At 29.8% G+C, this 13,253-nt stretch carries 12 protein-coding genes; all 12 read right to left on the bottom strand.

Going from position 1 to position 13,253, the window contains the following annotated elements:
• Nucleotides 1-16 precede the first annotated feature (16 nt).
• The gene (locus tag P163_RS04615) at nucleotides 17-1,000 is read right to left on the bottom strand and encodes a polysaccharide deacetylase family protein (RefSeq protein WP_034888152.1); all 984 of its coding nucleotides are present in this window, start codon (nucleotides 998-1,000) and stop codon (nucleotides 17-19) included.
• A gap of 87 nt (nucleotides 1,001-1,087) precedes the next feature.
• On the bottom strand, nucleotides 1,088-1,999 hold the full coding sequence (locus P163_RS04610) for a hypothetical protein (RefSeq protein ID WP_231556154.1): 912 nt from the start codon (nucleotides 1,997-1,999) through the stop codon (nucleotides 1,088-1,090).
• A gap of 283 nt (nucleotides 2,000-2,282) precedes the next feature.
• Complete coding sequence (locus P163_RS17760) at nucleotides 2,283-3,224, bottom strand: GNAT family N-acetyltransferase (RefSeq protein ID WP_051931129.1); 942 nt, start codon at nucleotides 3,222-3,224, stop codon at nucleotides 2,283-2,285.
• Between the two features lie 37 nt (nucleotides 3,225-3,261).
• Nucleotides 3,262-4,383 carry a glycosyltransferase gene (locus P163_RS04600; protein ID WP_034888148.1) on the bottom strand — a complete coding sequence of 374 codons (1,122 nt, stop codon included), beginning with the start codon at nucleotides 4,381-4,383 and terminating at the stop codon, nucleotides 3,262-3,264.
• A 121-nt stretch (nucleotides 4,384-4,504) separates the two neighbouring features.
• Nucleotides 4,505-5,572, bottom strand: a complete 1,068-nt coding sequence (locus P163_RS04595; RefSeq protein WP_034888147.1) for a glycosyltransferase — start codon at nucleotides 5,570-5,572, stop codon at nucleotides 4,505-4,507.
• A 21-nt stretch (nucleotides 5,573-5,593) separates the two neighbouring features.
• Entirely contained in the window at nucleotides 5,594-6,706 is a 1,113-nt protein-coding gene (locus P163_RS04590) for a glycosyltransferase family 4 protein (protein WP_034888145.1), read from the bottom strand.
• Nucleotide 6,707: 1 nt separating this feature from the next.
• Nucleotides 6,708-7,838, bottom strand: coding sequence for a glycosyltransferase family 4 protein (locus tag P163_RS04585; RefSeq protein ID WP_034888144.1), 1,131 nt, complete (start codon nucleotides 7,836-7,838; stop codon nucleotides 6,708-6,710).
• Between the two features lie 17 nt (nucleotides 7,839-7,855).
• Nucleotides 7,856-8,731 carry a GNAT family N-acetyltransferase gene (locus tag P163_RS17755; RefSeq protein ID WP_051931126.1) on the bottom strand — a complete coding sequence of 292 codons (876 nt, stop codon included), beginning with the start codon at nucleotides 8,729-8,731 and terminating at the stop codon, nucleotides 7,856-7,858.
• The gene (locus P163_RS04575; RefSeq protein WP_034888143.1) at nucleotides 8,728-9,600 is read right to left on the bottom strand and encodes a polysaccharide deacetylase family protein; all 873 of its coding nucleotides are present in this window, start codon (nucleotides 9,598-9,600) and stop codon (nucleotides 8,728-8,730) included. The genes P163_RS17755 and P163_RS04575 overlap by 4 nt, the downstream gene beginning before the upstream one ends.
• Before the next feature lie 2 nt (nucleotides 9,601-9,602).
• Nucleotides 9,603-10,508, bottom strand: coding sequence for a glycosyltransferase (locus P163_RS04570; RefSeq protein WP_034888142.1), 906 nt, complete (start codon nucleotides 10,506-10,508; stop codon nucleotides 9,603-9,605).
• Between the two features lie 52 nt (nucleotides 10,509-10,560).
• A complete protein-coding gene (locus P163_RS04565; RefSeq protein ID WP_034888141.1) occupies nucleotides 10,561-11,424 on the bottom strand; it encodes a glycosyltransferase family 2 protein in 864 nt (287 codons plus the stop codon).
• A gap of 36 nt (nucleotides 11,425-11,460) precedes the next feature.
• Entirely contained in the window at nucleotides 11,461-13,251 is a 1,791-nt protein-coding gene (locus P163_RS04560; protein ID WP_034888139.1) for an ABC transporter ATP-binding protein, read from the bottom strand.
• Between the last annotated feature and the right edge of the window lie 2 nt (nucleotides 13,252-13,253).

The raw sequence follows: 13,253 nt of genomic DNA, 5'->3' as shown, positions 1-13,253 counted from the left end.
TTATTGATTTGGATAATTAAAACTCTGGTTGTGACTGTGATTTATTTCCTATTTCCATCATGTTTAAAGAATTAAATCCATACTTGCTATGGCAATAACTATAATGATCTAAAATCTCCCTTAAATCCTTTATATTATCTTCAGGATTATTTCCGAAATTATGAGGATGCCACCATAAATGATAAATTTCACCATTCTTTGCAGCCTTAGTCATTTCAGATTTTATTCTTTTCAATTTAAGAGAATTCACCAAACTAGAACTAGAATAAGGCCGTAATAATCTACTTGCTTTTTGAGAGTTTGGTTGATTTTTTTTGTTTTTTATTTCCGAAATTTTATAGGATTTATCATTCAATCCTAAATAAGCATCGCCTGTTCGAAATATTTTATCTCTTAATGAATCTCCTTGGACGTTAGTCCAGTACCAATTAGATGGATTAGATCGTACATTTTCAATACCTAAATCATAACAAACTTTTAAATAACTCTCATTAAATTGATTTCTAGGAAAGACTAATGATTTTAGTGATATCCCCATGTCTTTTGCAATCGTTATTGCCATTTTAAGATCTGCTTTAAAAGACTCCAAAGTTTGTCCAGATTCCAAGCAGTAATAGTGAGAATAAGTATGAGTGGCAATTTCTTGAAAAGGAGCATTATATATCTGTAAAATTAAATCCTTGGCAAAGCACATTTCTTCTACTTCTTCGTTACGAACTGTATTAGCATAATTATATGCTGAAATATTAGAATTTGTATACTCAGGTAGAGTAGATGGAAGATTTTTTTGCCATTCTGTCCAATTCTCATTGAATAACATCCCTACAGTTGCCCAAGTAACGTGAACTTCATACTTTTTAAACAGTTCTAATAATTGAGGTACTACTCGTTTTGTATTGGAAAAATAAGTTTCCTTTTCTTTATAATCAACCTTGTCAAAAACTCCCCAAAGCAGTTCAAAATCTAACGATACTACTAAATAACCACCTTCTTTTATCATAACATCACATATAAAACACAATCAAAAGGATCGCATAAAAACTTAACATTAAATATTCTTATAAACAGTTTAAGTAACAATTTCAGTTCATTGAGTAACACTTTGAAATTCTCGTAACTTTTTAATTTTTATAATTTTATCATATTTTTTCTGTGCTAAATAATAATATATAACAAAGAATAAGAAATACATTACCATGGATTTTTGTCTCATTATGATACCTAGATTCGACATTATAAAAGTCATTGCAAAGGAAGATAAAAAGAAAACCACCAAGCTCATTTTGACTACAACAGTAGAGCTTTTAATAAAACTTATAAAATCTTTTTTCAAAATTTTTATAAAAAGCAATAAGTAGATCAAATTCTCTACAGATGTAATTAATCCCAATAATCCTGGCGCGTCAAAGAAAAGCGGCCTGAACCAAAATGTAAATAATTTTAAAGGCAAAGGATAAGAAGACATATCCACTCCCGAACCTGAATTACCTAATGAAGCAGATCTATCGTCAGAAAAATTTTCAAAATCTGAGACTAAATCCTCTGAGCCATCTAAACCAGCTATTCCTAATATTTGGTCCTGAACAAGAATTAAGCCTCCTATCATAATAACGTAAATGAGCAATTTTTTACCCAATGAAATCTTCTCTTTCCCTGTCATATAACCCAATACTGTTCCTACTGCCACAAATAAGAAAACATGAGGTCTTATAAAATAAATAATTAGTGATCCTATAATTAAGGTAATTAATCTACCTTTTGGATTTTTTATGGCATATGCAAACATCATCAATCCCAAGAAAATTGGCGCACCTTTTCCTAAAGATGAAGTCCAAAAATGCATATTTGGAAAAAATAAAATTAATGTTAGTAAATCGAATTTTTTGAAAACCTTTATTTTTAAAGGAATATTTTCACGAAAAAATAAATAAGCATATAAAAACCCAAGGTATCCTAACCATGCATAGAACACCATCATCATCTCATAATTAAAATTCAAAATATTAATTATTGGCCACGAAAGAAAGTCTATAAATGTGGTACTGGTTCCAAAAAAATCCATCCATCCCATAATTGGATTTTGGGGTCGATCAAAATATAGTTTTGAATCTGAATTATTGAACAAAGCATACAAATAATATACTAACCAAAAAAATATGTGATAAACAAAAAGAATATTCATTAATTTTTTCGAAAAAAATGCATGCTTATTCTCAAAATAATTAAAAATCCCTTGATTTATCAAATGCAAAAAAATAATAAGAAAAATGGCTCCTAACATATTAAAATAATTCTAAATCACCAATAGTATAATTCCAATTTTTAAGATCTAATAGCTCATCATTCATATCTATATCAAAATTTAGATTTCTCAACGTAAGAATGGGGCCAAGATTACCAGAAAGCTGTAAAATGTTAGGGAGCTTTTTAGAATTTGTTATAACATGAACATTCAAATTTTTAGTTAGAAGCTTAATTTCATCGTTCAATTTTTTTAAACCCTTTTTATCTATATATATTTGTTCTACAATTCTTAGTTCGTTAAATTTTTTATGCTTTTTAATATAAGTTGCTAAATAAAAATCATCATCCGATCTAACATCATATTTCTGCAAAGGATTATTTTCATACCTCCACGCTAAGTATTCCGAAGATTTCACACTAAATAATTCTGGTCTTGACGCATTAATAGCATTAAAATTTCTCACTAATTCATCAAATGAACTTTCATTTCTGTTTTTTTGAATAACATATTGATGATCTTTTTTAGATCTTATAAAATTTATTGGATTTACCGGAGCTAAATGAACCTTAAGCTTATTGACTTTTTTCCAGTCCATTTTAATATAGCCAGGTAAACTTTGAGAATTTGGTGTATTAAAAATAAAATGATCTCCATTTTCTTTAGCAATTTCTAATGCTCGAAGGGTTAAATTTTTAAAGATACCTTTGCCTTGATAATTAGGATGTGTTGCGGTATCTACAGCTCTATAAGCCGAAAACACCTTATTACCCATTTGCCATTGCCAGCGCATAAACGCTCGAACACCAACTATTTTATCATCTTCTTCAGCTAAAAGAATTAGGGATTTACCAAATGGATTATCAAAGTGTTTAAACTGCCATATCTCCTCTGTTTTAGGAAGTTTAGATTCTCCTAAACTCGCTTTTAAAACAGAGATTATCTCTTTAGTATCAGAAGATGTACCTTCCCTAATAATCATAGATCAAGAATTTATTTTTGCTAACTAAAAATAGTTGTTACTTTTTTGTAACTAACAATTCTTCATATAATGCTTCTAAAGATTTAATCATTTTATTTAAACTAAATTCTTGAAGCACTCTTTCTCTTGCCGCTTTTTTGAAAGCTTCAAGCTCATTTGGATTATTTATTAATCTTAAACAAAGATCAGCTAATTTCTCCCATTCAGAAACGTCACAGGTTAATCCATTCTGCTCATGAACTATCACTTCTTTTATCCCTCCTGCATTAGTTGAAACTATTGCGCATTCCATGCTCATAGCCTCTAAAAGTGCAATTGGCAATCCCTCGAAAGAACTACTCATCATAAAGATATCCATTGCGGAAAAATAAGGTTTCACATTGGTTTTCAATCCAGTAAATTTTACTTTGTTCTGTAGATCCAATCGAATTAACTCAGCCATTATTTCTTCTTCCAATGGACCTGCACCAACTATTATTCCATAAACATTAGAATTTCTTAGGGTGATTGTTTTAAGTACTTGAAGCCACTCTACAATTCTTTTTTGAAATCTAAAAACAGCTACATTACCAATTACTATTGCATCTTTCGGAATTCCTAATTCAGTCTTTGCATCAATACCTATAGCACTATCTCTCCTAAATGATTCTGTATTTGCGCCATTTAAAAGTGTTCTTACGGGAATATTTGGATTAATATTCTTCTTAATTGAATTAGTTACATCTTCTGAAACCCCTAAGCCTAAGCTTTGCGAATTAAACGTAAATTGATTTATCTTTTTAGTAATTATATGATATCGCTCCTGCATATTATGCTCTGTATAAACAGTGGGTATTTTAGTTTTCTTATAAACAAGCCTACCTAAAAAACCAGCCCATGGGAGATGGCAGTGAATTACATCAATATTATTTCTCGTACAATAGTCAACTACACTCTTAAATTGTTTTAACAGCTGTATATTATTCTTAGCCGAGAAACAAGTTACTTTACCCCCAGCTTCTTCGATACTTGAAACCATTTGATCTTTCCAAGGAAGAAAATAAATGTAATGAAATTCAAATTTTGAGATATCATGAATTTTCAGGGTTTCCGGTAATAACATTTCTGCTCCACCTCTGCCCAATGATTTTATTATATGTAAAACCTTTATTTTTTGCATGTATTTAAAGTAAGGCGACAAATTTAAGTCATTTCAAAAAGAAGACAAGCTATTAAACAGAATTAAATAAATTAATAGAAAATATAGAACAGATTAGATAAAAAGTTTTGCTTTCACATTGTTATTGAAAATAGGCCTTATATACATCAGTAAATTCTTTTGCAATTTTTGAATTCATATATTTAGAATTTACCAAGTTAAACGCATTAGTTAATCTAATATCATTTTGATTATTAATTAGCTTTAAGAACTCATTAGCAAAATCTTCGATGTCATCTTTCTTCACTAAACTACCCGTATCTGTCGATATAATTTCGGAAATACCGCCAACATTATAAGCAATTACCGGAGTTTTACAGTACATTGCTTCTAAAAGAACTGCTGGCAATCCTTCAATATTACTAGGTAACATCAGTACACTAGCTCCAGAAATATATGGCAAAGGATTATGAACACCCTCATAAAAAGTTATGTGTTGATATAAATCCATCTCAATAGATTTATTTTCAATTCCTTTACGTAATGGACCTTCACCAAACAAATGCAAATGTGTATTAGGACATCTCTCTATTATCTTTTTAAAAATTAATAATAGTCCTGAATGATTTTTTTCACGAGTAAAAGAGCCCACGTGAATAATATTATATCTTTTAGCTCCCAATTCTATAGGTTTTTCACTATTAGACTCAATGCCTATGGGTATCACTATCGTCTTTAACTTTGTAAATGGAAAGAGATTATTTAAATCCTTCTTCGATGCATTAGATACAGATATAATTTCATAGACCTTCTTGAGTAAAAGGGAATTAATTAATTTTGAAAAAGTAGATTTGATATAATAACTAGAAGTACTAGCATTTCTGTAGAAGATAGGTTGTTTCCATCTAAATATCATTTTGGAAAATACTGCATACTTCAAAGTATCTGCAGCATTCGCTTGTACTACATCTGGCCTAAAATCTAAAATTGTTTGATTCAATTTTCTCCAACCAGCAATATCAAAATATCTATTTGATTTTTCAGATGAGAGATTACTTATTTTCTGCTGGAATGGCAATAATGCATCACCATCATATATACTAACCATTTCTACAATATGCCCTAATTCAATTAAATGATTAGAAAGTTGGCTTGCAAAGATCTCTGCTCCCCTATATTGTTTTTTTTGAATGATCTGTAATATTCTCATCTATTCAATTCTGCGCCCCAATTAATTATCGTGAATTAATCCACCATATAAATCTTCGAATTTATGAGCATTTTTTAATGGATTAAACTCTTGAACTACTAAATTATACGCATTAGCCCCCAGTTCAGTTTTTAAATCCTGGTTATTAATTATTTTGAGTAAGGTATTTTTAAATTCATCCTGATTAAAATCGTCTATTATGAATCCGGTTTTTCCATTCTCAAGAACCTCACAAACTCCTCCAACATTGGTAGCTATAGAAGGAACATGTTGACTTCCCGCTTCCAGAATCACTCCCGGAACACCTTCTACTTTACTTGCAAGAACAAAACAATCTGAAGATGCTAAAAGTTCAGGAATATCTTTTCTAAAACCTAAAAGAAATACCGTTTCTTCCAAATTTCTTTTAACTATTTCATCTTTAATAAAATTGTATAGCACTCCATTTCCAACACAAACCAATTTTAAATTTGGTTGTAATTGCTTTAATTCTTCGAAAATATCCAAGAGAAATACATGATTTTTTTCTGAACTAAAATTACCAATATGTATTGCAATACTATCTGTATCAGCTAAACCAAGCCTATTTCTTATTTTTTTTGCTTCAGAAATCGCATCTACATCCTTTATAGGAATTCCTCTTCTTATAACCGTTGTTTTTTCTTTAGGATAATCAAAAGTTTTTATAAAATCATTAATTGCTTCTTCACCAACTGAAGTTACATGATCAATCTTTTTAAAGATCTGCTTATATAAATGTTTTTTAATCCCATCAGATACCCATTCGCTTATCATACTTATATTACGATAAACTATTGGAGTTTTCGGAATAAAGTAAGACGCTGCAACCATATATTTTAAAGTATCGGAACCATTACACTGAATAATTTCTGGTTTCGTTTTTTTAATAAGCTGTACTAATTTCCTAACTAGGATTATAGAAAAACTTCCACTTTTATCACTTACCAGATCATAATTATCTGCTTTATCTACATTTAAAATGTTATCATCATTTTTATATAAACCAGCGAAAATTATTTCATGACCTAAACCTATTAATTCTGAACTAAGATTTGCTGCAAAAACCTCTGCACCACGATATTGGCGTTTGGTAACTAACTGAAGAATTTTCATCTTAGACTTCCGTTTTTAAAATATCATTGTACATTTGGAACATTTCCGCATTGATAGTATTCAAATCAAAGTTTTCCTGGAATCTTTTATAAGAGTACTTTCCCAATTTTTCTCTAAGTTTTTCATCATTATAAAGCTTTAGAATATTCATGGCAAGTGCTTTATAATCTCCTGGTTGAGAGAATAAAGCACCTTGATCTGATCCAACAACCTCTTTCAAAACTGGTATGTTAGAACAGACACAAGGAAGTTTTGCAGAGAAAGCCTCTAATAAAGCTCCTCCTAAGCCTTCATAATAAGAAGGGAAAATAAAAGCATCAGCATCTACCAATCTCTTTTCTACATCATTTACAAAACCATGTATCTTAACCTGATCACTCAAATTATTAGTAGAAATGTAGTTAAGTATTTTTTTTGTGTATTGCCCCTCTCTTCCTAAAATCTGCAACTTGATATTAGTAATATCATATTCTTCTTTTAAAAAATTTATAGCATATAAAATATCAATCTGACCTTTAGCGAATTCTTGCCTCCCAGTGTTTAGTAAATGAAAATCATTATTTTTAGAAGAAGATTTTACATTTGTATTTTCTTTCCTCCCTCTATAGATAATCCTATAATTATCATTTATTTTAAATAAAGGTAAATAATGATGATAAACCTCTTTAGTTATGGCATGGTAGAAAATATCTGAGGTTAATCTTGCTGTCCACTCATCAACTTTTTTAGCAAGCTGAAATTTCTGCCAAGAGAGTTCACTATCTTTTTTTCTTTCCAAAGAATAGGGAGTATTAACAAGACTTTGAATTACTTTACCTTTGCTAACAAAAAATCTGGATAATCTCAATATCAGATTAGATTCTGCTAAGACAGAATGAATAATATCCGGATTTTCATCCTTTACAATTTGTGAAACAAATTTTATCTTTGACCTTAAATTATTACTACCTTCATAATACACAGTGTGTATTCCAAAATTATTAACCTCATCTTCCAGCCCTATCTTTTTATGCTTCAAACAAACAATTTGTAAATTTACCTCATCCTTTAATTGAAGAAATTTCGCAAATTCTACCATTGACCTTTCCGCCCCACCAGCTCCCAGAGAATTAATTAAAATTATTATTTTCATAAATTTTATAAATCTATTTATAAGCGACCTTCCAGATCACCTGAAGAAAACTGTAAATCTTCCATTATTTTTAAATTATCATCCCGGTACACTACAACAGAATTCCCTCTTCGTTTAGAGAATCTTAAATGTAATTTCTCATTATCTAAATAATAAAGCAAAAATACCTTATTAATTTTTGCCAGTTTACTTAGAGAAGCTTTCATAAGGTTTTGATCTCCAATGTAGTCAATCAAAATTAATGTTTTTATTCCTTTAAGGGTTTCCAATCTAAATATTACTAGAGCGGATGCACCATAAGCATTTATTAATACTATCTGGTAATCATTATCTCTATAACGCCAATCTAAATATTCTTTAGAAAGGTTAGTTTTAAACCCTTTGTTATTTATACTTAGTTCACTAATATCCACATCACCATTTCTAACATTCTTTACAGTTATTTCACCACTCATGGAAGGAAAAATAATTCCAAACTTAAAATTTAAATTTTCTTCGTAATATTTCCATCCCATCTTAATATAACCAGGTAAACTATTATTATTAGGAGTATTGAAAACCAAATCATAACTATCTTTGAATTTAGCCAATCCTGTCATGGTTAGATCTTTAAATAAACCTTTACCTCTATAATCTGGATGAATTATAGTATCTACGGGACGAATCGCTTTAACTATCATTCCTTCCTTCATAAATTCCCAAAACATGAACATCCTAACTCCTACTATCTTTTTTTTATCACAAGCCACTAGTCCTAATGATTTTCCAAAAGGATTCTCATAGTGCTTCCATAAAAATGAAGCCTCAGTGTTTTTATCACTAAGGCCTAGATGGATTAGATCAATGATCTCTGGAACATCCGTAGAGTATTCAATTTCTCTAAATGAGATCATACAATTCTATTTTTCAAGGTCATTAATTTAGAGTGCAAACCAGAGATTTTAACTTTAAACTCATTCAATTCTGTATCTGAATTCACTCGTATTCTAGAAATCCTCATAGGATTAATATCTTTTTTATTTAATTTATGATCAAATAGAAAGGCCATATCTATACCGTTATTTTTTAGAATCTCTTCAGATTCTTTATCCCAATTACCATTGGGATATGCAAATATTTTACCCCCTGGAAGTTGCCATTCTTCAAAACTTGCCAGAGACAATTTTAGATCATTATTCAATTCCTGATTAGTACATTTATTAACCATTGGATGAGTATGTGTATGGTTTCCAATGAACATTTTTCCATTTTGCATCTTTAACATATCATCTATAGTTAGCTGTCTAGAAGCAACAGGATCCAGTTTTTCTAAATAAGCTACTCTTTCAGAATTCGACATTTTTTTTAGGCTATTAACAACCACTCTAGATTCTGCATATGATTTCCCTTGGTTTTGTAATGCTATTTCCACCCACCTACACCAAAAAGTGTTCGCAGAATTTATAAGTCCAGTAATAACAAACATTACAGATGGCAGATCGTATTTTCGCAATATTGGCAAACCATGATCCAGTACAGAGACATCACCATCATCAAATGTTATTAATAATGAATTTTTAGTTAGAATTTTTCCATCATAAAGGTATGCATGCAAATCATTTACACTAATAATATTATATTTTGATTTAACCAAAAACTTTATTTGAGCTTCAAATTTATTAGAATCAATTATATCATGATACGCTAGAACTCTTAAATTACAAGATTCTGGTAAAAATAAATTAGAGATGAAATTGAGAAATTTATATGATTTAGATTTCATTATTAGTAAGTTTTACCTAATTTTCTTCGATAAGCATCCATTACCGCATTTAGCATAAATTTTGAATTTTCAGTACCGTATTTCCAACCTTTTAGATAACCAAATGGAATTTTAATTAAAGCCCTTAGCGCAATTTTTTTGGCTAATTTCTTTTTATCGAAAGTGTTATTTAACATATAGATTAAATTCCTATAAGAATAGTAATCTCTTTTTAAATTAGATATACTTTTTTTCGGTACTAAAGATCTAGTCGAATTAATATTTAGCCGATTACTATGAACCCGATGCTTTAAAAGTGAATTCCCTTTAACAACAATTCGAAATCCCTTTAATTTCAAACGTTGTAAAAACTCAAATTCTTCAAAACCAAAAAATAACTCCGGATTAGGATAAATACCGGTATTGCGAATAACCTTCGCATTGATAATAAGATTATGATTACCTCCTATTGAATCGCAATCTAAAACTCCATCACATTCCGAATCTTTAAATCTCTCTCTTAATCCAGTTTTATAATTAAATTTAGAACCTACAGAACCAATAGCAGCTATATTATTATCAGAATTGTCTGCTAAACATAATAGCTCCTGAAATTCATCCAGAAATATTGGAGGGTCATCATCATCACCCCAATACACCCAATCAAATCCATGCTGAACTAAATATTCCAATCCTATTTTTGCTGCACCTGCAGGACCAGAATTATGTCCAACACGTAGATAGATTATCTTCGGATTATCCAAATTAGATATTAATTCCTCCGTATTGGAATTATCACTATTATCCACCACAAGTAACTTTAAAGGGGATAATGTTTGATCAAAAATTGAATTAATGGTATTTTCAATTTGCTCAGATCTATTATAAGTCATTATAAAACCTGCAAAATATTTATTTTTGTCATTCATAAGCTATTTTAGAAATTATAGCATCTAGTTGAAACTTTAAATAATAGTTTTCTTAAGATTTGAATAAATTGTATTTAAATATCCTTAAAATCTTTTTAAGAGATGGTTTTGATTTTAAGGATTCCCATGCATAATGATTCGCTTCTTTTTTCAAACCAATCTTGTAGGCATTAAAAGCAACAATACCTTCATAGTTGCTTTTAATAGTTGGCCTTAACTTAAAAAAATTATAATGCTTAGTAAGAGTTCTTTTACATCCCAAGTATTTAGCTTTATTATTATATCTAATTCTATCACCTAAATGAATATGTATTTTTAAATGCGATTCTTTGATATTAAAAATCTTAATGTTATTTAGGTCGAGATATGGAATTAAACGAATTGATAATTCGGTATGTTGTCCTGAACGAAGTTCATTGTCAAAACCACCTATTGCTGTGAAAATTTGTTTTTTCAATAAGTAACTTCCCCCGTTTGTAAATTGCCCTTCATGATTCTCAAACAAGTCCTCTAGCTTACCTGGTAGTTTTATTTCTACTAATTTACCCGATTCATCAAGGATTTCCAAACCACAACACACTACACTGGCGTCATTCAAATCAATAACCTTAATGTACTCTTGCAACCAATCTTTATCGGCCTCATCATCGCTGTCAAGAAAAGTTACAAATTCTCCAGTAGAGTGCTGAACACCAACATTTCTTGAATGAGCAGCTCCAGAATTTATTTTATTTACATACTTAATTCGTTCATCCTTTAAAAAAGGGGATATAACTTCTTCAGTATTATCTGTAGATCCATCATCTACAATAATTAGTTCCCAATCTTCAAAGCTCTGATTTTTAATGCTCCTGATAGCACGACTAATTAAATTTGCGCGATTATGTGTAGGTATAGTTATAGAAATTTTAGGCATATTTTGTAATTATTAATTGAAAAATATGTGGAATTTTTAGGAAAGTTCTTGAAGTGATACAAGTTTCTTAAAATAAATTGAGCTATCGTATAGTTCTTGAAAACTACCTTGTTCTTCAATTCTTCCTTTATTCATTATTACAATTTTATCGGCATTTTTAATCGTAGAAATACGATGAGCCACTATTAAAATGGTATAGTCCCCTTGTAAATTATCCATATTTTTTTGTATCTCTTTCTCAGTTTCAGAGTCCAAAGCGCTAGTAGCTTCATCTAGAATAAGAATTTCAACATCCTTATACAGCTCTCTGGCAATAGAAATACGCTGTTTTTGTCCTCCGCTTAGATTACTACCAAAACTGCCTAATAAAGTGTTTTCTCTTTCTTCTTGTTCCTGAACAAATTCATAAATAGCTGCCTTTTTAATAGCATTAGTAAATTTAAGAATATTAACCTCAGACTTTTCATCCCAAAAAGTAATATTATTAAATATTGTGTCGTTAAAAATTACTGGGTCTTGAGTTATATACCCAATTCTAGACTGATATGAAGTAAGATTCAGTTCCGATATAAAATTTTTATTGATTATTATTTCACCCTGATCTATTGGTAATAGTCCGGCTATTAAATTTACCAAAGTTGTTTTCCCACTACCACTTTCTCCAACAAAAGCAATAGTCTTATGTCTTGGAATATCTAAGCTAACCCCATTTATTATAGTGTTAGGACCATACTTAAAAATAACCTTATTTAATTTTATTTTAGAAATCTCGTCCCTAATTACTATCGAGCCTTTCTCCTCTTTATTAAGTTTTAATTCTTCACTAAAACGAGACATATTCTCCATAGATCCAGAAACGGCCAAGAATTTATTCCATTGATTTTGCATTTGCATTAAAAAATTCAAAGCTCTGTAAAAGAATAATAAACTAATTAAGATTGGCCCTAGAGATGAACCTAAAAGAGAAGTTTGAATATAAATAACTGTTACAACCACTAACACTACAATAGGCTCCCTAGATGCAGTTAAAAATGCCCCTAATTTACCAATCCTCACATTGCTCGTCTCAATCTTATCAATTGAACTTTTCAACTTATTAGAATATTTAGATATACTACCTGTAGCTTTTAAATATTTAAAATTTGAAACATGTTGTATTACCAAACTTTGAAAAACATTATTCTCACCAGTTAGTTTCCTCGATGCACCTTTGGTGTTTTTATAAATCTTTTTATAAACAAAATTTGTTAAAATACCTCCAGCAGAAACTAATAACGCAAATTTAGTATCAATTGTAAAAGCAAAATACATATATACAACCACCATTATTCCCGCTTGAAAAGCAGTAAAATAGGTCAAAAATGCCCGTGCAACACGATCTACTTCCCCTGTCATAGTATTCTGGATTCTTCCAGGGTCCGAACTTATAAAGTATTTAAATGCCAAATTATTTAATCTTCTAAGATTGGTAAACCTAATTTTGGTTATAAATTGCTGTTGTACATTAACCTTATACACTTCATATAAGTAAACTACTATACTCTTAGCAATAAAAAAACAAGCCATGAGTAAAAGTATTCTTACTAGAGTAAGATCAATATTTAAATCTGTTATAAACCTTAGTAAAAAATTTAAATTTTCTGAACTCGCGCTTTGTGTACCGCCAGTATCACTAACCATAGTTAACAATGGTAAGAACATTGTTAGTCCTAGTCCATCCAGAAAACCAATTAAAACACTTAATAATAAAATTATGAAGACTTTGTATTTCAAAGCTCTGTAAAAATAAACCAGACTTTCAAAATATTTTTCTATTAGTTTTTTCAAAA

It is taken from the genome of Gillisia sp. Hel_I_29, assembly GCF_000744275.1.
Classification (GTDB): Bacteria; Bacteroidota; Bacteroidia; order Flavobacteriales; family Flavobacteriaceae; genus Gillisia.
Note: the sequence above shows the minus strand (reverse complement) of the source record. Positions and strands in the feature narration are given on the sequence as shown.